Consider the following 19,661-nt stretch of genomic DNA (forward strand, 5'->3'; position numbering starts at 1 on the left):
AGCCTTATGATAAATGCCTAATATTTTTTAGCCTTGGCAAGTTTTTCTTTTTTTGCTTTGTATGCGTTTTGCACTGCTACTTTTTCTGATACTTCAGCAATTCCAACATTCCACCAACTGCCATCATAGCCATCTGTCATTGTTTTAGGAAGAACCTTCACTTCAATCATCGTCGACCGAGTTTGATTTTTCGCATCTGCAACCGCTGATTTTAGCTCTTCAATCGAATTTACTCGATATGCTTTCGCTCCGTAACCTTCAGCGATTTTAGCGTAATCGATGTTCATGATCTCATCTCTGGTATTTCTGAATTCCGTTCCTTGACTGGAACCACCATTATCCATTTGCAAATTATTGATGCAGCCAAAACCAGAATTATCAAAAAGAATAATGTTGATTTTTTTATCGTATTGCAAAGCAGAAACCAACTCACTATGAAGCATTAAGAAACTGCCATCACCTACTAATGCATAGACCTCCTGATTAGGCTGAGCCATCCGTACACCCATCGCGCCAGCGATTTCATAACCCATACAAGAATAGCCGTACTCTAGATGATAGGTATTTTCCTTCACTGGATTCCACAATCGATGCATGTCTCCCGGTAATGATCCAGCAGAGCCGATGACGATGGCATCATCATCAACAAAATCATTCAGATGGACGAAGACCTCTGTTTGGGTCAAATTTGTATCTAGTGCCTCCGCATAAGCATTTAAAATGTCCTGAGAAAAATGATCCTTGATTTCTGGAATAAAAGCTTCCCGCGTAAAATGGGTTATTTTTAACCGATTCCGCTCGCTGAGCCATTCTTCCTTCAACTTGCTGATTTTCAAGCCATAAGTTGCTTGATATCCTTCAATCATTGGTTTAAGTGCCTCTAATGTTGCTCGAGCATCGCCGACAACCTGTAGTGCTTCCATTTTGTATGCCTGTGGCCTACTTACATTAATGTTCATTATTTTTGATTGCTCAAAATTGAAAATACTTTTCGATGCTGTCGTAAAATCGGTATAACGTGTTCCGATTCCGATGATCAAATCAGCTTGCTGAACAGCTTTATTGGCTGCTGAGGTACCTAAAATACCCATTCCGCAAAGATTGTTTTCAAAGTTCCATGAGACGGTCGATTTGCCGGCATGTGTTTCCACTAATGGAATCTGATGATCTCTTGAAATTTTTTCAAGGATCTCACCAGCTTCCGAATACTTGCATCCACCACCAACAATAATCACAGGCCGTTTACTGGTTTTTATCTGTTGACTCGCTGCTTGAATCTCTCGATCTGTTGGAATCCTACGATCGATATAATGAATCCGTCTTTTGAAAAACTCCACTGGATAGTCATAGGCTTCTGACTCTACATCCTGCGGCAGACAAATCGTCGCAGGACCTGTCGTTGTGGGGTTTGTCATGACTTCAAAAGCCCGCAGTAACGCTGACATCAACTGTTCCGGCCGATTGATTCGATCCCAATAGCGAGAAACCGCCTGGAAAGCATCATTGGTAGAAAACGCGACACTAGCGGCGTGTTCCAACTGCTGCAAGACAGGGTCCGGTTGACGCGTAGCAAATGTATCCGCCGGTAAAAACAAAACAGGAATATTATTTGCAAATGCCGTCCCTGCAGCTGTCAATAAATTAGCAGAACCTGGTCCAGCAGATGTTGAGACAGCAAATATTTTCTTACGCAAACTTTGCCTAGCAAAGGCAACCGCTGCATGTGCCATGCCTTGTTCATTTTTTCCACTGTAGCTTTTTAAATGTCCTGGGTTTTGCTCCAATGCCTGACCAATTCCTAAAACATTTCCATGGCCATAAACATGGAAAATCCCTTCGACATAAGGCGTTTCTTTTCCGTCAATGCTGATATATTGTTGATTCAAAAATTTTAATAATGCTTGTGCTGTTGTTAAACGAATCGTCTTTTCCATTTTCTTCACCTTAAATCCGAGCGACCATCTCGCCGTATATTTCCTTCTCCAATTTAATAAAATCTTTTACCTCCTGAGTAGTCGGCAAAGAATCGGAACAGTTATTGCTTTTGACCATCATTGAAGCCTCCGCCGAGCCAAATTCTAAACAATCGATAATTTTCCAACCTTCGAACAACCCGTATAAGAAGCCGGCCGCATACCCATCACCGCCGCCGAAGCCTTTGCGTGCTTCCACCGGAAATGGTTTGATTGAAAACTGCTGCTGATCCGCGGTATAGGCGGTCGAGCCTTTCATCCCATGTTTAATCACAACTATCTCAGCACCGCACCCACACCAAAAAATAGCGCTTTCATTATCTGACATATTTGGCTGGATTAACTTTTCAGTTAAATCAAACTCTTCTCTTGATCCCATGATAATATCTGAATCCTTGGCAATCATGGAATAATAAATTGAAATCTCATCAGCATTTTTCCAATTATATGCTCGGTAGTCGATATCAAAAATAATCTTGACATTATTTTTTTTCGCCAGCATCACGGCTTTGAGCACAGCTTCCCTAGAAGGACTCTCCGCCAGTGCAGTACCCGAAATCAGTAACGCTTTTGAACGTTTCAAATAGTCTTCATTGATATCTTCTACACTTAGTTTCAAATCCGCTACCTGGTTTCGATACATCAGGATACTGCTTTCCTTAGGAGAAAGCATTTCAGTAAAGGTCAATCCAAGCTTCTCACCATGTTGTGTTTTACTGATTTGAGAAGTATCAATACCTTGTTCGTTAAAATAATCAATCACGTACTCTCCAAACTGGTCATCCGAGACTTTACCAATAAAACCAGCTTTCATTCCATGTTTAGTAACACCCACAGAGATATTAGCAGGAGAGCCCCCCACGAACTTTTCAAACATATGAACATTTTTTAATGGCTTAAATCCTTCTTTAACTTGATTGTTGTAGGCTGGGTTAAAATCGATAGCAACTCTTCCTAGAAGTAGCAAGTCAAATTCTTTTGATTGATCAAAACTTATGTAACTCATATATCCACCTCTTCTTCATTCTTCTATTTCCGAGGTAAGTATAGCACGCTCATCATTTGCGTGCAATACTTATTTTTACACATATGATCGCGTGCGTTTAAAAGCGGCAAAAAAATAAGCGTGAATCGCCTTCCAGCATGATTCACACTATTTTTTAAATATTGTATCTTGTTTTAATAATAATATCGGTAAAGTGCGCATCCTTTGTAACCGTTTTATTATTCTGCAACTGGTTTGCTAACAACAACAAAGAACGGTAACCTTGAGTAAATCCATCTTGATCGATTAGAAAATCAACCTGATTTTTTTTTAGCATTTCAATATTATTTTTAGTTAAATCATAGATAATCACATAAGGACGCTTCTTCTCATCAATTGTTTCTAACACGCGGGAAATTCCTGCTTGCCCACCAGAAAAAATAACGACACCATCTAAATTTGCATAATTTCCCAAGGTATCTCTTAAAATCTTTTCAACCTCAGCACTTGAGTCAAAGCTACTCTGAACACCCGTTAGTTTCAACTCAGGAAATGACTGTTTCAACTCCTTTACAAATCCATCGACACGTAGGCTATTGACGCTGTTTCCAAAATATCCAGTGATGGCTAGAACATCTCCCTTGCCTTTCGTCAGCATCCCCAGTAATCCGGCGGCAGTTTTTCCGCTTTTAAAGTTATCCATCCCGACAAAGCATTGCCGTTTTGTTCCGACAATATCAGAATTAAAGGTAATGATGTTGATACCTTGCTCTGTCAATTGATTGATTTTTTCTCTGATACCAACACTATCTACCGGCATAATCGCAATGCCTTTTACCCCAAGTTTCGCCAATCGGTCTAACGCCTGTAGCTGCGCCGCTTCATCAACTCCATCAACTTCCTCTAGAAAACAATCGATGTTTCTTTTTTTCAGGTCGCCTATAATTGATTGTAAACCTGATCGAATTGGGATCATAAAAGAAGACTTTGCCAATTGCGTGACAATCCCTAATTTAAGAGGGGCATCTTTTGCCGCCTTTTTTTTCTTTGGAACGTAATCCATTTCCTTAGCAATTGCTTTGATTCTTTCAGCAACCTCTGGATTGATGCGCCCTCGATCATTCAATGCCCGATCCACAGTTCCTCTGGACACACCTGCTCTTTCAGCTATTTCTTTAATCGTACCTGCCATTTCACTTCTCCTTTTTCCCTATTAAGTTTATTTTACCATAAAAGCACGCAAAAATGCGTGCTTAAACCCCAAAAAATATTTTCTTTATGATAATATCCCTGTCACAGGCTAAAGGAGACACTTACTTTAATCAATTGCTTATAAGAATCATTAGCCAAAGGCTTGCTCTGTTCGTGAAATGATCTCATCTTGCAGCGCTTTTTCTAGATTATTGAAATAGTCGCTATAACCTGCCACTCGTACGATTAAATTTTCGTATTCTTTTGGATGTTTTTGTGCTTTTAATAAAGTTTCTCGATCAATTACATTGAACTGGATATGATGACCATCCAAAGCAAAGTAGCTACGGACTAACGAAGCCATATGGGTTATCCCTGCTTCACCAGCAACCACACTCGGTGTGAATTTTTGATTCAACAATGCGCCACCAGTTTTGGTCTGATCAATTTTTGAGGCAGATTTTATCACAGCTGTCGGTCCATTGCGATCCGCACCTTTTTCTGGTGAGATACCATCTGGTAATGGAATGCCTTTATGACGACCATTAGGTGATGCTTCCATGACTTGACCAAAGTACACGTGACAAGTTGTTGGTAAAAATTCGACTACTGTTTTCGATCCTTTTGGTGTTGGCCGTCCAGCGATCACTTCTTGTAATGAGTCAGCAACATCTCGTAATAAGCTATCTGCATAATCATCGTCATTTCCATATTTTGGTGTTTCATTGTAAACCTTGTCATAAATTTCTTCATAATTTTCAAAATCTGCTTCACAGGCTGCTAATAACTCTGCCATCGTCATATTTTTTTCTTCAAAAACATTGTGTTTGATTGCAGCTAAAGAATCAGTGATTGTTGCGATACCAACGCATTGGATATAGCTTGTATTATAACGTGCCCCGCCAGCATTATAGTCTTTACCGACTTTGATACAATCATCAGACATCACCGAAAGAAGCGGAACGGGCATGAATTCCATGTACATCCGTTCAATTAAGTTATTTCCTGCAACTTTTACATCAACTACATACTGCAATTCTTGATGAAATGCTTCAAAAATCTCCTCGTAAGTGGTCATCTTCGTGAAATCACCAACATCGATACCAACTTGTTTATCCGTATAATGATCGTAGCCGCGATTCATCGCTAATTCGAAGACTTTTGGGATATTCAGATAACCTGTTAACACATACGCTTCTTTTCCAGCTACCCCAACTTCCACGCACCCTGAACAAATACCGCTTTCTCTAGCATCATCAACAGATTTTCCAAGGTAACTAAGTTCTGCCAAGATGGCTTCGGAATTATACATCGCCGGTTGTCCCCAACCTTTACGGGAAACTTTTAAGGCTTCACGCAGGAATTTTTCCGGCGATTTCCGCGAAATCTGAACATTTGAACTAGGTTGCAACAGCTTCATTTCATCCATCACTTCTAAAATCAAATAACTAACATCACTCACCCCGCTCGTTCCATCTGGACGCAAAGCCCCAGTGTTCAAATTACAAAAATCTGTATATGTCCCGCTTTCTTTTAAAGTAATCCCAACTTTTGGCGGAGCCGGTTGGTTATTGAATTGAATCCACAGATTTTCTAATAATTCACGAGCTTCTTCTCTAGTCAAACGACCTTCGGCGATGTCTTTTTCATAAAATGGCTCTAAATGCTGATCCAGTTTCCCTGGTGAATAAGCATCCCAGTTATTCATTTCAACAGTGATACCGATATGAGTAAACCAATACATTTGAATTGCTTGGCGGAATGTTTGCGGCGCATGTTCTGGCACCACATCGCAGACTTCTGCAAGGTCTAGTAATTCTTGTTTCCATTTACGATCCGTTTCTGTAGCAGCCAAATCTCGGCATTGTTGGGCATAGCGTTTGCCGTAAATGATCATCCCTTCGCAAACAAGTTTCATTCCTTCTAATTCTTCGCGCTTGTTCAAAGCTTCCATATCGTTGTTGTAGTCAAGATTGTCAATCTCTTGTTGAATCTCTGCTTTAAAATCAGCAAACCCTTTTTGATACATTTTTCCATCTGCCACTGTATGACCTGGTCCTCGCTGCATCAAAAACTCGGTATAAAGACCCGCATCAAACAATAAATGCCACTCTTCTGGCAATAATCGATTCATTCGTGTCATCATCGCACGATCATGCCAATAAGGAATGATTACCTCTTCTTGGATACGACGGTCTTCTTCGCTTACCCGAAAGAAAACTTTTTCACGGTTATGCATATTGTCAAAATCTTCCAATGTATGACAGCACAATTCAGGAAACGTCGGAGCAGCCCACGGTCTATCCCCTTTTTCTCCTAAAACTAGAGAACCTTTTTCAATATAGTTCGTCCGATTTTCCATGATGTATTTGAAAGCTTTTCCTCGTAATACCGGAGCAGAAACTTTCCCTTCCCACTTTTTGTAGGCTTCAGTCAATAAAACCGCTCGCTCCATTGAGATACTCGGTGTACATTCTTTGTCGCTGATTTCTCGCAATCGCTTGATCCGTTCAGTACTCCCTCTTCTAGTCGGTTCCAATGTTAATTCCGTCATTTTTCTTCCTCCTTGATCATAGCTTGTTTATTGTTTTTTGCTAATTCCCCAATTATCCACCGATGGTTACTTGATATCCTGCCGCTTGATACGTTTCTTTGATTGACATCACCTGTTCATCAGATGGCTGAGTAAAATTTTGTGTACAAGTACGCTGTAAGCGGTCATACTTATCTCGCCCAAAATCATGATACGGCAACAATGATATTTCACTTACATGAATCCCTTCATCTGTTAACCAGTCAATGATTTCTTTTGCTGTTCCTTCATCCGCATTAATCTCATCCAGTAAAATCAATCGTAAATTGATTTCAGCCTGATGATCTGATAAAAAACGTAGATTTTCTAAAACTAAATGATTATTAGCACCTGTATACAATTGATGGATATGTGAATCAATGAACTTTAGGTCGTATAAAAATAAATCGGCATATGGCAATATCCGACGAAAATTTTCTGTCGGTGCTACTCCACATGTATCGATTGCAACAGTAATCCCTAGTCGCTGACATTCTTGAGCCAGTTCTACCACGTAATCAATATTTTGTGCCATTACTTCGCCGCCAGAAAAGGTCACTCCTCCACCAGATTGATCATAAAAGATTTGATCCGCTTGGATTTTTTTGACTAATTCATGAATGGAGTATTCTTTACCTATCCATTCTTCTTTTCCGTATTTATTCAACATAATCTCTGGTGCAAAAACCTGACTTTCAGGATTGTGACACCATTCACATTTTATGGGACACCCTTTGAAAAATATTGTTGTACGAATCCCTGGCCCATCATGGGTCGAAAATTTCTGGATATTAAAAACCGTCGTCTTTTTCACGTGCTTCCCTCCCGCTTTCATTATAGATTGTCTACCAGATAGTTGCAAGCGCTTTATTCATTATTGTGAATTTTTTATTTTGTTAATATGATTTTTTTCATTTAGATGATGATTAGAAATTCCCTAATTTTTCAGGTATACTAGTTAATAAAGAAATTTTTATCATGAATGAGGAGTATCCAGATGAATATTGGTGAAAAAGTTAAAAATCTGCGCAACGAACGAGGAATGACTCTCAAACAACTTTCTGAAGAGACAGGATTATCTACGGGATTTTTATCTCAATTTGAACGAGGGATCACTACCATCGCAGTAGAACACTTAGCTACTATTGCAGATTTATTTAAGGTGAAAATCAATTACTTTTTTGAAGATGAATCGGTGAATGAGCCTATCGTTCGCGGATATGATCAACCTGTAATCCATAAATTAAACAATATTATTTATAAACAACTAAGCCGTTCTCCCAAAGATAAAATGATTGCACCAAAGCTGATTGAGATCATGCCTCACGAAAATAGAGAACTTCCCACTACCTATCCTCATCAAGGAGAGGAATTTATCTATATATTAGAAGGGATTTTGACCTTGGTAATTGAAGAGACTACCTACCAACTTTATCCTGGAGATTCAGCGCATTATTTTTCCACCATCAACCATAATTGGGACAATCAAACAAACAATGTCGTAAAATTTATCGTCGTACACCATCCTAATGATTATTAGAAACTTCCCAGATTTTTTATCCTTTCGTGATGCTCATAATTTTTTACTCCATTAAAAAACCGACAAGAACAATTGATCTTGTCGGTTTTCTCTTCATTTTTCTATTGCAGCTAAACGCTTATATACATCAATCAATTCTTGAGTTAATCCTAGATAAGAGATTGCATTCATCAAGTGATCCTGACTATGAACCATTAATAGTGTTACTTCGGTATTTTTCCCACTAGCTTCAGCCGTCAATAGACCTGTCTGAGTATTATGAGCTTCGACTAACGCATCGTTTGCAGCCTTCATGCGCGCATCAGCTTCAGAAAAATCATTATCTTTTGCAGCAGCTAAAGCAGCCACCGCTTCGCTTTTTGCATTGCCTGCGTTCATGATTAGACCCATGACTACTTGTAATTGTTCATCATTCATTTGAAAAAATTCCTTCCTTTAAAAACAAATTCGTTCTTCTAAAGCTTTCGTATCATTACCTTTAGCTTTTTCTGCTGCTAACAATGCCATATTTTTAAATGAGTCGTTCAAACCGATTCCACCTTTTTTAGGCATTTTTACAATTGGGACTTCTTGTTGATACACTTGAGTTGCCGGATTTTCAATTGACATGGCCGCAATCGCGGGAATTCCATATTGGATAAAATATTTAGTCAAAGAGCCTGCCATCTCTCCAAAATTTGCATAGTGCATAGCTGGACCACAGATTACAGCATCTGCTTGAAATTTTTTTGCAAACCCTATAAATTTCTTAGCTACCTCTTCTTGGTGTTCCAAATAGTAATGATCCCCACAATACAATGTAGCAATAATTTCAGCTTCTTGTTCTTTTAGATAGGGTGTAAGAGTCTGCCCCGGACCTAATGCGGCTTTTTTCCCGCTAGGTGCTAGATTGGCATGTTCATCACTCCCCATTCCTGCCTGAACATGATTAAGAACTAAAATAATTTTTTTCACTATATTCACCTGTCCTAGATTTCATCAAAATCAAATGTATCAAAATCGATTTCTTCTGCTTCTTTTTCTTCTGCTTCCTTTTCTTCACGTAAATATTGATCATCCATTACTTTGATAAATGGATAATAAATTACCATCCCTAAAACAATCAGCAATGCTTGCAACACAGATGCCTGCCAACCGCTTACTAAAAAGCCAGAAATGATTGGCGGTGTCGTCCACGGCAATTGAATTCCATTCGTGTAGGGAACGATTCCCCAGTCCATCGCAAAGTAAGAAATAATAATATTAATCGTAGGTACAAGTGCAAAAGGTATTAAGATAATTGGATTCAACACAATCGGCAACCCAAAAATAATTGGTTCATTGATTCCGAAAATACTTGGAACTAATGATAGTTGCGATAATTTTTTCACTCGTTGACTCTTACAGAAAATAATCATTACGATAATCAGAGACAAGGTTGAACCGCCCCCACCAAAGGTCGCGAACATATCTTGAAATTGTCCTGTGATGATATTGGGAATCTCATGACCATCTTTGAATGCTTGCATATTTTCCACAGAAAGTGCTCGTAAAACAGGATTAAATACTGCGCCTACCACGCTGGATCCATTGATTCCGAAAAACCAGAAAAAATGTAAGAACAAATACGCAATAATCATTGCACCTAAGGTATTTCCTAAACTTAATAATGGCGTTTGTAAGAAGGTAAAGATTATATCTTGTAAATTCCCCATAGGTGTTAAGGAGACTAACCAATTAATAACAAACATAATTGTTACAACAACAAAACTAGGAATCAATGCTTCAAAAGATTTCACTACTGTTGGCGGAACTCCTTCAGGCATTTTGATTGTCCAACCACGATGGATTACCGCTGCAAAAATCCGGGTAGAAATTAATGCAATGATCATTCCTAAAAACAGACCGCTTGAACCCATCCATTTTAGCGGTAAGCTAGTTACATCGAAAACTTGCGTGCTATTTTCAGGTGTAAATTGGGTCGTAAACGGTGTTAAAATAAAGAAAGAAACTAAAGCCAAGGCACCTGATTGGATCGCGTCGATATCCAATTGTCTTCCTAAACTATACGCAATTCCTACGACAGCTAAAATCGTCATAACGTCAAAACTAGCTGAAGCCGGTACTGACATCAAAGATTCCCAGTTGTCACCTAAAATTGGAGAAATGATATTGCTCCAATTAGGAATCGGAAAATTTGCAAGTAACAAGAAGAATGAACCCACAATTAATAATGGCGTTGAAATTAAGAAACCATCTCGGATAGCAATTAAATACTTGTTTTCTCCAATGATTTTCGCTAGTGGCGTTAAAATTTTTTCTAACCAATTTAGAAATTTCTGCATCTTTTTTTTCTCCAATCGTTGATTATTTCTTTTTATTTTCTTTAATCAGTTTTAAAACTTCTTTCATCGCTTTTTCGCCATCCATCATGCCATAAATTTCTGGTGAGATCACAGCAACTGGAATTCCTTGTGGCGTAAATTGCTCTTTGGTTTTTTCAAGTAAGAATTTCACTTGTGGTCCCAATAAAATTGCTACAGGTTTCTCTTTCTCCACAACTTCTTGTGAACGCGCTACTGGAAATGCTGTGATCTGAAGCGGCATATTGTGCTTATTCACAACTTCCATCATTTTATTGACCATAATACTGGTTGACATCCCGGCATCACAAAATAGATAAATCTGTTTTTTACTCATTTTTTCCACTCTCCTAATTTTTATTCAATTGGTGCTTTGATCCGTTTTTCATAGGCATCTAGCCATTCTTGTGTAATCGGTTGGATATCTGTGGTGTGGTTGACACCCATGTTCGCAATAAAAATCTGCGGTTTTTCTTGATCGTTTCCCACACTAAAAGTGAATTCAACATTTGTAGCAACACCCCATTCTCCTTGAGTGTTCATAGCAACCAATGAAAAAGCTCCAGCCTTTCCATAACGAGCAGTTAACTTATCATGAAATTCATAAACTGCTTTATCACAGGCTGCTTGTGGTTTCATCCCCTCACTCATCAATCGGACGATTTCATAAGACAAACAACCTTTCATCAAATCTTCTCCCAATCCAGTTGCTGCTGCACCCCCAACTTCACTATCTACATAAAAACCTGAACCAGATAATGGTGAATCACCTACACGACCAGGTTTTTTCATAAATAATCCTGAACTGGAAGTTCCAGCTGTCATCGTTCCCATTTGATCTAATGTGATTGCACCAACTGTATCGTGACCATCATAAGGATTTAAATTATTCTCATGAATTTCTTTTAACCGCTTTTCCCAAATTTTATGAGCTCGGTCAGTTAACATACTTTTTCTTTCAAAACCTTCTAGCATTGAATATTTTGTTGCTCCATCCCCCACTCGAAAACTGTTGAATTTGTCTTTACTTAATTTCCGTGCTACCGAGATAGGATTTTTTACATCTGTGATTCCTGCAACTGCACCAATTTCAAACGTATCTCCATCCATAAAGGCGGCATCCATTTCTAAGATTCCTTCAGCGTTTGGTAATCCACCAAATCCAACTGATTTGTAGTAAGGATAGTCCTCTACCGTTTTAATCAACGTTTCTACGGCATCGCCAGCTACTTCTTTTTTTTCTAATAATTGCAATGCTTCTACTACGCCATCATGTGCCATACGCCATGTGGCAATTGCTCCCCATGCCATCGTTATCCTCCTTTTACGTTACCGTTTACATTTCCAAAATTCTGACTTCATTATAAATAGTATATACTGTTTTGTATATACTAAATCAAAAAAATTTTTATCTTTTTTTAATGGCTCATGAATATAAAAAAGAAATGCGAAAAAAACTACGAAAAAGACCTAGCATATCACTGCTAAGCCTTCTTGTTCAATCATTCAATTAATTTCAACATTCCTCGCATATAAATTTCCATGTTTAATAATAAATCTTCTTCATCCATGTATTCATCTTTGTTATGAGCAATTCCTTTTTGACCAGGAAATGATGGACCAAATGCAACGATATTTGGTACAAAACGCGCATAAGTAGCTCCTGTAGTCGTTACTGGTGTGCCATCCAAATCTGTTACATCTTCATAAACTTTGGCTAATAATTGTACATTGGAATCATCCTTAGGAAAATGGCTGCTTTCAATCCGACGAACAACTTTTAACTGACTTTGGGGAGGTAGATGCTTTTCTAATACTTCTGTCACTTCTGATTCAGTTACTGATACTGGATAACGAATAGCTACCGAAAGAGCTAATTGATGACCTTTTTTTATTAATTGATACGGAGTAATCATCAATTTTCCACTGTCTGTATCTGAAAAAGCGATGCCTAATCCTTCACCGTGATGTTTTTTTGCCAAACTCCGTACAACCCAAGAAAAATACTCATCTAGTTTCCCTGCGACCAATTTCTCTTGAATCAGTTTTTCTGCTAATAAGGTAATCGCATTTTCACCAAGTTCAGGGGCATTAGAAGGAGCTCGTTTGCCAACAACGTGGACTTTTTCTCCATTGATTGTCACTGATAGTTCGTCTGGAACGTGATCTCGTGCTTGATCACCAATAAATTCACTCAAACTATTTGATTCAATTTCAGGAATGGTTGTTAGAATTTCATAATTAACAATTCCTCGTTCACCATAGACTACCGGATATTTACAATCTGGTGTGAACCCAAAACGAGGCGCTTTTTCTTCACTCAAATATAACGGAATATCAGAACTGCCATTTTCTTCATCTGTTCCAAAAATAATCCGAATCGTCTTTTTTGTCGGCAAGTTTAACTCTTTTAATAATTTCAATCCAAATAAGCAAGACAGAATCGGCCCCTTATTATCCAAAATTCCTCGTCCATAAAAACGTTGCCCTTTTTTGCTTAATTTAAAGGGGGGAAAAGACCAGCCCTCGCCAGCAGGTACAACGTCCAAATGACCCACTACGCCAATATAATCTTCCTCATTGCCCCATTGCGCATAACCAACCGCATCATTTACTATCGCTGTTTTAAACCCATATTTCTGAGCCAATGCCAACACGGCATCTAACGCTTCTTTAGGACCTTTTCCAAACGGAGCGTGTTCAACTGGCTGTCCTTTGACACTCTCTATTTGCATTACTTGATCAAGATCTTGATAAAATTGTTCTTTATTTTCTTCGATCACTTTCCTAAAATCAATTGACATGAGAAAGCCTCCTAATTTCTATTTATGTAATTTTTTGAGAAGCATTTTATCTATAGATATTTTAATGATTATAACGTGTCAGTGTTGTTTTAAATATATAACGATCCGAGCGGTAGTATGAAATATCATAGAAAATCGGAGTTGCATCTAACGCATAGGTAACAGAATGAACTTGTAGTAATGGATCTCCCATTGGAACATCCAGAAGCTTTGAAAGTTCTGATTTTACTAAAATGGCCTCTACTTCTTGATGTGAATAAGCAATCTCTGTCTTTTCTTCTAGTAATTGAAATAAAGAACCGATAAAATCTTCTTTAGTCAATCCCTTTACATAATATTCAGACAAATAAATTTTTTCGACTGTCATTGGTTCATTGTCTAAAATTCGCCGACGAACCAACTCATAAATTGGAGTATCTTCCTCTAATTGCAAAGCATTTATTATTTCATCTGCCGGTTCATTAATTTTTTTAAATGAGATAACTTCAGTACTGCTTGTTTTTCCGTAAGCCTTTGCTGCCTCAGTAAATCCTTGCAGCCCTGACCGTCCACTTTGAATTTTCGGCTGTGTCATCACGTAGCTTCCTTTGCCGCGATGCTTTACTAAAATATTTTTTTTGATTAAATCATCAATGGCTTTACGAATGGTTAAACGACTGCAGTCAAACTCTTTTGCTAAATCATATTCAGAAGGTAATTTTTGTGCGCTTACGTAGATTCCTTCATGGATTCGCTTCTCGATTTCGGCTGATACTTGATCAAACTTCGCTTTTGTCGTTTTCTTTTCTTTCATATTCGCTCCTTAATTATTTTATTCTGATTATCAAATGATCTTCAAATTCACTATACTGATTCTTAGATCAATTTACTAGATTAATTTTTATATAACTTATTTCGGTATATACTTTATAGTATATACTATAACTAGAAATCAAAAAAATTCAATCATTCTTAAGCGTTTCTCTCAAAATAATTGATTTCAATAGTGCTTTCCCTTATTTTATTGCTTACTTATAGCAGGTATAAACGATTCTGTTTATTAATACAACTGTATTTATTGATAACTATCATGGTGGTAGTTTACATTAGAGAGCTCAAACATAGGAAAACAGGATCAATAAATATCTCGATCCTGTTTTTCCTAGTATATTCACCATTCAATCACTGACTAGTTTTATAGCACGTGGTTAGTTTTTCAGATAGGCTTTTTAATAGACTTGATATTCTTGTCCTGTTTGTTTCCCTTCGATACTTTTGACATAAGCCATTGCTACACGTTCTGCTGGTACTGGTACAAATCCTTTGAATGAATCTTTGTGTTTTTCATAAGATTCTATGAGAACATTTGGGCTGACACAATTAATCCGAATCCCTTGGGTGAAATCGATCGCTGCTGATTTTACAAAAGCAGATACTCCTCCATTTGCCATCGCTGCAGACGCGCCGCCAGGGATTGGGTCGTCTTTCATAATACCTGTAGTCAAAGTAATGCTGCCACCTCGATGTAAGTATTTTTGCCCAATCAATGCTAGGTTGATCTGTCCTAGTAATTTGCTTTGGACTGCTACTAAGTTATCTTCTGGAGTCATTTTTTCAACTAACTGAATTTTAGCGGTTCCTGAAGCATTAACGATTGCATCTACATAGCCTACTTTTTTAAACATCATTTCAATGCTACTCACTGATGTTAAATCAACTTGAACATCACCACTAGTTCGGCCAGCAATAATCAGTTCGTGTTCGTGTAATTTTTCCACCACAGCTTGACCGATCGTTCCTTTACCACCAACAACTAAAATACGCACAACTAGTCACTTCCTTCACTTTTACTTCTATTATAATGCAACCTAGACGTTCTTTCAGCAGATTCAAGAAAAAAGACCTGCGGCTGCAGGTCTAAAAGATTATTCTCTCTCTTTATCGATTTTTTTATTGATCTTTCCGGCAACGTCATCTGCTGTTTCTTTGGCCTTATCCTTTGCTTTGCCGACACCTTGTTGAATCTTTCCTTTTAATTCAGTCGATTCATCATCCGCGATTTTTCCTTTTGCTTCGTTCACTTTACCTTTTAATTCATCATTATTTGTCATAAAAGAACCTCCTGTTTGATAAAATAAGCGAAAATTACTTCTAAAATTATTCTACCATCGAGAAAATAAGAAGGCTAAGAATCTGCTTACATTTTCAAAAATCCTTCCACTTGTTGAATCTCTTGTCGCAAAGATTCTATCCGCTGATCTTTCAATTCACTAGAAAATTTTAACTGCTCCAATCGTTGCAATTCATTTTTCACTGCTGCTAATTCCTTCTGCGCCTCCAAAATAACGCTTTCATTCACTTCCATTGTACATTTCCTCCCAAGCATCTTACACTAATTGCCAACTAATTCTATGCTACACTGCTTTTGAGGTGAAGTAAATGCGAAATACTTGGTTAGAAGAACAATTAGCTACCATTTCAGATGAAAAATATCAGTTCATTGTAACCGAAACTCTCAAGTACATCGAACAATTAGAAGATGACAATGAAAGTTTGCAAATTGCCCTTGAAGGAAATATCTGGAGTCCAAAAAAATGGAACGAAAAAATAGAGAAGTAGGCCATTAGTATTGGCTTACTTCTTTTTGATGACTTAATCACATAGTAAATTACATCCATCATTTTTTAACATTAATTCTCAATAATTTTTCTTGACTCACATTATTCGTACTAAACTATCATCAATTAAATATCTATCTCATTCATATAACAACAAGCCCTTCTTATGAAGGACTTGTTAATTCTGTTTTCTAACACTTGATATAAGAATATCTTTGTTCTTGCAATTTAACTAATCCAATCACACCAGACTCAACGACCTCAACTTGCTCATACATTTGTTTAGAACGGACACGAAAATTACGCATTGATTGATGGCATGCTTGATAAGTAACATCTTGATATTCCTTCATAAACTTGATCATTCGCGGCAATAAATAGCCTTGGACAGCTTCACCATTCATTAACAATACGATATCTGCTTTAGGCTCTGTCAACAACACATATTCGATATTATGCCGTGCCTCTCTGATCATTCCTACTTCATCCACATGAAAAACTACTTTCATTTAGAACGCCTCCTTTAATTCAATTAATGGATACCCATTATATTTATTGTTACGAAATAGCTAGCAACTGTCACCGCTTTCATTATTGGTTATATTTACTAGAGCTCTCTTTAAGAGTAGCCGAAAATATAGAAAATTACAAAAGAATTTTGCAGACTTCTTCTATAATTTTTCTTTCACGCTAACTCTCTCGCATTTAAAAAAAATTCATGAGTTTTTTAATAAAAGCCTTTTCTTTTGCTTAGAAATCTATTATTTTGGTAATAGTATGTATAAATTTAACTAGCGGAGGACGCAAGATGTCTTATCAAGAAATGCTTTTTACTTTCTTAGGTGGATTAGGAATTTTTCTTTTCGGAATCAAATACCTAGGAGATGGGTTACAAAAGGCTGCCGGAAATCGATTACGTGAGATTTTAAATCGGTTTACTTCAACACCTTTTCGCGCAGTCTTAGCAGGAATTATCGTAACTGGTTTGATTCAAAGTAGTTCAGGAACAACTGTTTTAGCTGTGGGACTTGTTAGTGCAGGTTTTATGACCTTGAAACAAGCAATCGGAGTAATTATGGGGGCAAATGTAGGAACGACTGTCACCGCTTTCATCATCGGTTTTAATTTAAGCGAGTATGCTCTACCTATTATCGGTACAGGAGCAATCTTGTTGTTTTTTGCTAAACGAAGCTCTTTACAATCGATTGGACAAATTCTTTTTGGATTCGGCGCACTTTTTTATGGGTTAAAATTAATGGGCGGCGCCATGGATCCTCTTAAGGACCTTCCCCAATTTAATGAATTAATGATTCGGGTCTCCCATCACCCTGTATTAGGTGTAGGTATTGGAACCTTATTAACGATGGTATTACAAAGTTCTAGTGCGACAATCGGTATCTTACAACAATTATATATGCAAGGCAGTGTGACTTTAACGGCTGCGTTACCGATTCTTTTTGGTGACAACATTGGTACAACAATCACTGCAATCATCGCCTGCTTAGGGGCCAGTATCGCGGCAAAACGAACAGCCGCATCTCATGTAATATTCAATTTAGTCGGCGCAATAATCTTTACTTTATTGCTGGGACCATTCACCCAACTCGTCACTTTATTTGCCCAATCGTTAGGGTTGAATCCGGCGATGCAAATCGCTTTTGCTCACGGACTTTTCAATATTTCTAATCTGGCGATTCAATTCTGGTTCATTGCTCAGATCGAATTTTTAGTAAAAAAAATCGTTCCTGGCAGCGAAAAAAATTTGAACATTCGGCCAGTTACGTTAAGCGAAGCTGTCATCCACACCTCCTCAGTAATGGCAATCGAACAAGCCAAAGGAGAAATTATTCAGATGGGAAATTACGTTCTTTCTTCTTTGAAAGGAGCACGCAAATATTATCACGACAATAAAGAAGAATGGCATGATGATGTCTTACAGTATGAAGAAGCCATCAATCAATGTGATGTCGAGCTAACAGAGTATCTAGTAAAAATATCCACAGCAGAACTTTCACCGTTAGAAAGTCAAGAACAAGCGATGCTATTAGAATTTACTAAAGATTTCGAACGCATCGGCGATCATTCTATGAATATTATTCGCTATGTGGAAGAATCTATTGCTCTTGAAGAAAAACAACGAGCAAAAGACAAAAATAATAAAGCCAAAACAACGAGCAGTCGTCAGACTTTCTTACTACAAGATGAAGATCTTGAAAAACTTTTTGATAAGGTTTTGAAAAACATATACAATGCCTTGCAAGTTTTAGAAAATGACGACATGGCGCTCGCTCAAAAAATGCTGTATCGTGAAGAAGAAATCAATCAACTAGTCGAACTGCTTAGAAAAAAATATATCCGCTTGATGACTAAAGGTGAAGGTCGTGCAGCAGACGGTGTCCTACTGATTGATATCAGCTCAAATCTTGAACGCTCCAGTGACCGCACATTACACATTGCGAAATACTTTTTAGGAAATAAATACAATTTCAAATACGATACGACAAATTTTCAGTATGAAGAAGCAGAAACTTTACCGCTTACTAATATCGTTGATGTAAAAAATTAACAGCTTAAGGCCTTATCTCACTCAAACCAATTTCAAAAAATCTAATTTTTTGGGATTGGTATTTTTTTATGTTTAACAACTATTAAACAGCAGGAAAATACACCCTAAGATATTAAATAATTTATCTATATTGGATAGATACTCAAAACAGCATAGCTCTAAAACAGTTTGTTCCTAATGAAGACCGTGAAATTTGTTTTGAAAGCATTCAAAACAGCATAGCTCTAAAACATACGTGCTTTGATTACCTCTCTGCGTCTCGTTTTGGAAGCATTCAAAACAGCATAGCTCTAAAACTGACCCAAAAACTGGTGAAGTTAAAACAAAGTTTTGGAAGCATTCAAAACAGCATAGCTCTAAAACGGGCAAGCTATATACACGCAACAGAGGGTTGTTTTGGAAGCATTCAAAACAGCATAGCTCTAAAACGTTACAGATACAGCAGTAGCAGTTTGCAATGTTTTGGAAGCATTCAAAACAGCATAGCTCTAAAACGCTGAATTAGTTGGTACAGCAAGTGAGGACGTTTTGGAAGCATTCAAAACAGCATAGCTCTAAAACCATTTCTGCTAATTGTTTGGCTAAAGCTTCGTTTTGGAAGCATTCAAAACAGCATAGCTCTAAAACAAGCTTGGAACGTAACTTGATAAGTCTTCTGTTTTGGAAGCATTCAAAACAGCATAGCTCTAAAACTCTTTTGCTTGTTCTAGCATCTCTTTTCTCGTTTTGGAAGCATTCAAAACAGCATAGCTCTAAAACACTGCCGCTAACGCTCCGCCCGAAGCAAATGTTTTGGAAGCATTCAAAACAGCATAGCTCTAAAACAATTTTGATAGAGAGGACGTGACTCCAGATGTTTTGGAAGCATTCAAAACAGCATAGCTCTAAAACACTGCATATAAGTCCTTTAGCTGATCATCAGTTTTGGAAGCATTCAAAACAGCATAGCTCTAAAACTCTCCACAGTCATTCTGTTGTAGAGCGCCCGTTTTGGAAGCATTCAAAACAGCATAGCTCTAAAACAACAGAATTGGATTCATTAAAAGAGTCAGCGTTTTGGAAGCATTCAAAACAGCATAGCTCTAAAACAC

At 37.7% G+C, this 19,661-nt stretch carries 19 protein-coding genes and 1 CRISPR repeat array (1 of these 20 only partly in view); of the genes, 3 read left to right on the forward strand and 16 right to left on the reverse strand.

Features of this window, described 5'->3' with window-relative positions; genetic code table 11:
- Positions 1-17: 17 nt before the first annotated feature.
- From iolD to P7D84_RS09655, 5 genes are all read right to left on the reverse strand, one after another.
- A complete protein-coding gene (iolD, locus tag P7D84_RS09635; RefSeq protein ID WP_311806258.1) occupies positions 18-1,934 on the reverse strand; it encodes a 3D-(3,5/4)-trihydroxycyclohexane-1,2-dione acylhydrolase (decyclizing) in 1,917 nt (638 codons plus the stop codon).
- A gap of 10 nt (positions 1,935-1,944) precedes the next feature.
- Complete coding sequence (gene iolC / locus P7D84_RS09640; RefSeq protein ID WP_311806259.1) at positions 1,945-2,979, reverse strand: 5-dehydro-2-deoxygluconokinase; 1,035 nt, start codon at positions 2,977-2,979, stop codon at positions 1,945-1,947.
- Between the two features lie 154 nt (positions 2,980-3,133).
- Positions 3,134-4,150: a LacI family DNA-binding transcriptional regulator gene (locus P7D84_RS09645; protein WP_311806260.1), complete on the reverse strand. Its 1,017-nt coding sequence runs from the start codon at positions 4,148-4,150 to the stop codon at positions 3,134-3,136.
- Positions 4,151-4,300: 150 nt separating this feature from the next.
- The gene (gene hypD, locus P7D84_RS09650; protein ID WP_311806261.1) at positions 4,301-6,703 is read right to left on the reverse strand and encodes a trans-4-hydroxy-L-proline dehydratase; all 2,403 of its coding nucleotides are present in this window, start codon (positions 6,701-6,703) and stop codon (positions 4,301-4,303) included.
- 52 nt (positions 6,704-6,755) lie between these two features.
- Positions 6,756-7,535, reverse strand: coding sequence for a glycyl-radical enzyme activating protein (locus P7D84_RS09655; RefSeq protein WP_311806262.1), 780 nt, complete (start codon positions 7,533-7,535; stop codon positions 6,756-6,758).
- A gap of 183 nt (positions 7,536-7,718) precedes the next feature.
- On the opposite strand from P7D84_RS09655, the gene P7D84_RS09660 reads away from it, so the two are divergent.
- Positions 7,719-8,261 carry a helix-turn-helix domain-containing protein gene (locus tag P7D84_RS09660; RefSeq protein WP_137604097.1) on the forward strand — a complete coding sequence of 181 codons (543 nt, stop codon included), beginning with the start codon at positions 7,719-7,721 and terminating at the stop codon, positions 8,259-8,261.
- A 93-nt stretch (positions 8,262-8,354) separates the two neighbouring features.
- On the opposite strand, the gene P7D84_RS09665 is transcribed toward P7D84_RS09660, so the two are convergent.
- The 10 genes from P7D84_RS09665 to P7D84_RS09710 all read right to left on the reverse strand — a co-directional run bounded on the left by P7D84_RS09665 (position 8,355) and on the right by P7D84_RS09710 (position 15,751).
- Positions 8,355-8,678, reverse strand: a complete 324-nt coding sequence (locus P7D84_RS09665; RefSeq protein ID WP_311806263.1) for a PTS lactose/cellobiose transporter subunit IIA — start codon at positions 8,676-8,678, stop codon at positions 8,355-8,357.
- A gap of 18 nt (positions 8,679-8,696) precedes the next feature.
- Positions 8,697-9,215: a GrdB-related putative oxidoreductase gene (locus tag P7D84_RS09670; RefSeq protein ID WP_311806264.1), complete on the reverse strand. Its 519-nt coding sequence runs from the start codon at positions 9,213-9,215 to the stop codon at positions 8,697-8,699.
- Positions 9,216-9,229: 14 nt separating this feature from the next.
- Entirely contained in the window at positions 9,230-10,585 is a 1,356-nt protein-coding gene (gene celB / locus P7D84_RS09675) for a PTS cellobiose transporter subunit IIC (protein ID WP_137604094.1), read from the reverse strand.
- Positions 10,586-10,607: 22 nt separating this feature from the next.
- Complete coding sequence (locus P7D84_RS09680) at positions 10,608-10,940, reverse strand: PTS sugar transporter subunit IIB (RefSeq protein ID WP_137604093.1); 333 nt, start codon at positions 10,938-10,940, stop codon at positions 10,608-10,610.
- Positions 10,941-10,960: 20 nt separating this feature from the next.
- Positions 10,961-11,914: a glycosylasparaginase gene (locus P7D84_RS09685; protein ID WP_311806265.1), complete on the reverse strand. Its 954-nt coding sequence runs from the start codon at positions 11,912-11,914 to the stop codon at positions 10,961-10,963.
- 191 nt (positions 11,915-12,105) lie between these two features.
- Entirely contained in the window at positions 12,106-13,407 is a 1,302-nt protein-coding gene (locus tag P7D84_RS09690; RefSeq protein WP_311806266.1) for a Sapep family Mn(2+)-dependent dipeptidase, read from the reverse strand.
- A 61-nt stretch (positions 13,408-13,468) separates the two neighbouring features.
- Positions 13,469-14,200: a GntR family transcriptional regulator, LSA1692 subfamily gene (locus tag P7D84_RS09695; protein WP_311806267.1), complete on the reverse strand. Its 732-nt coding sequence runs from the start codon at positions 14,198-14,200 to the stop codon at positions 13,469-13,471.
- A gap of 415 nt (positions 14,201-14,615) precedes the next feature.
- Entirely contained in the window at positions 14,616-15,212 is a 597-nt protein-coding gene (locus P7D84_RS09700) for a short chain dehydrogenase (RefSeq protein WP_137604090.1), read from the reverse strand.
- A gap of 99 nt (positions 15,213-15,311) precedes the next feature.
- A complete protein-coding gene (locus P7D84_RS09705) occupies positions 15,312-15,497 on the reverse strand; it encodes a CsbD family protein (RefSeq protein ID WP_137604089.1) in 186 nt (61 codons plus the stop codon).
- An 86-nt stretch (positions 15,498-15,583) separates the two neighbouring features.
- Positions 15,584-15,751, reverse strand: coding sequence for a hypothetical protein (locus P7D84_RS09710; RefSeq protein WP_311806268.1), 168 nt, complete (start codon positions 15,749-15,751; stop codon positions 15,584-15,586).
- Positions 15,752-15,825: 74 nt separating this feature from the next.
- Here P7D84_RS09710 and P7D84_RS09715 point away from each other — a divergent pair, with 74 nt between their 5' ends.
- The gene (locus tag P7D84_RS09715; RefSeq protein WP_137604088.1) at positions 15,826-16,005 is read left to right on the forward strand and encodes a hypothetical protein; all 180 of its coding nucleotides are present in this window, start codon (positions 15,826-15,828) and stop codon (positions 16,003-16,005) included.
- A gap of 190 nt (positions 16,006-16,195) precedes the next feature.
- On the opposite strand, the gene P7D84_RS09720 is transcribed toward P7D84_RS09715, so the two are convergent.
- Positions 16,196-16,513 carry a DsrE family protein gene (locus P7D84_RS09720; RefSeq protein WP_311806269.1) on the reverse strand — a complete coding sequence of 106 codons (318 nt, stop codon included), beginning with the start codon at positions 16,511-16,513 and terminating at the stop codon, positions 16,196-16,198.
- 299 nt (positions 16,514-16,812) lie between these two features.
- Here P7D84_RS09720 and P7D84_RS09725 point away from each other — a divergent pair, with 299 nt between their 5' ends.
- Positions 16,813-18,570, forward strand: coding sequence for a Na/Pi cotransporter family protein (locus P7D84_RS09725; protein ID WP_311806270.1), 1,758 nt, complete (start codon positions 16,813-16,815; stop codon positions 18,568-18,570).
- A gap of 195 nt (positions 18,571-18,765) precedes the next feature.
- Positions 18,766-19,661: direct repeats of the CRISPR family, unit length 36 nt; unit sequence GTTTTGGAAGCATTCAAAACAGCATAGCTCTAAAAC (it continues 526 nt past the right edge of the window).

Source organism: Enterococcus dongliensis (assembly GCF_031927985.1).
Lineage (GTDB): Bacteria > Bacillota > Bacilli > Lactobacillales > Enterococcaceae > Enterococcus_A > Enterococcus_A dongliensis.

Bases quoted from the DNA above. Each gene is read 5' to 3' on its own strand.
- iolD (WP_311806258.1), bottom strand. From the start codon at position 1,934: ATGGAAAAGACGATTCGTTTAACAACAGCACAAGCATTATTAAAATTT.
- hypD (WP_311806261.1), bottom strand. From the start codon at position 6,703: ATGACGGAATTAACATTGGAACCGACTAGAAGAGGGAGTACTGAACGG.
- P7D84_RS09645 (WP_311806260.1), bottom strand. From the start codon at position 4,150: ATGGCAGGTACGATTAAAGAAATAGCTGAAAGAGCAGGTGTGTCCAGA.
- P7D84_RS09705 (WP_137604089.1), bottom strand. From the start codon at position 15,497: ATGACAAATAATGATGAATTAAAAGGTAAAGTGAACGAAGCAAAAGGA.
- P7D84_RS09725 (WP_311806270.1), top strand. From the start codon at position 16,813: ATGTCTTATCAAGAAATGCTTTTTACTTTCTTAGGTGGATTAGGAATT.
- P7D84_RS09665 (WP_311806263.1), bottom strand. From the start codon at position 8,678: ATGAATGATGAACAATTACAAGTAGTCATGGGTCTAATCATGAACGCA.
- P7D84_RS09680 (WP_137604093.1), bottom strand. From the start codon at position 10,940: ATGAGTAAAAAACAGATTTATCTATTTTGTGATGCCGGGATGTCAACC.
- P7D84_RS09685 (WP_311806265.1), bottom strand. From the start codon at position 11,914: ATGGCATGGGGAGCAATTGCCACATGGCGTATGGCACATGATGGCGTA.
- P7D84_RS09720 (WP_311806269.1), bottom strand. From the start codon at position 16,513: ATGAAAGTAGTTTTTCATGTGGATGAAGTAGGAATGATCAGAGAGGCA.
- P7D84_RS09660 (WP_137604097.1), top strand. From the start codon at position 7,719: ATGAATATTGGTGAAAAAGTTAAAAATCTGCGCAACGAACGAGGAATG.
- celB (WP_137604094.1), bottom strand. From the start codon at position 10,585: ATGCAGAAATTTCTAAATTGGTTAGAAAAAATTTTAACGCCACTAGCG.
- P7D84_RS09690 (WP_311806266.1), bottom strand. From the start codon at position 13,407: ATGTCAATTGATTTTAGGAAAGTGATCGAAGAAAATAAAGAACAATTT.
- iolC (WP_311806259.1), bottom strand. From the start codon at position 2,979: ATGAGTTACATAAGTTTTGATCAATCAAAAGAATTTGACTTGCTACTT.
- P7D84_RS09695 (WP_311806267.1), bottom strand. From the start codon at position 14,200: ATGAAAGAAAAGAAAACGACAAAAGCGAAGTTTGATCAAGTATCAGCC.
- P7D84_RS09715 (WP_137604088.1), top strand. From the start codon at position 15,826: ATGCGAAATACTTGGTTAGAAGAACAATTAGCTACCATTTCAGATGAA.
- P7D84_RS09710 (WP_311806268.1), bottom strand. From the start codon at position 15,751: ATGGAAGTGAATGAAAGCGTTATTTTGGAGGCGCAGAAGGAATTAGCA.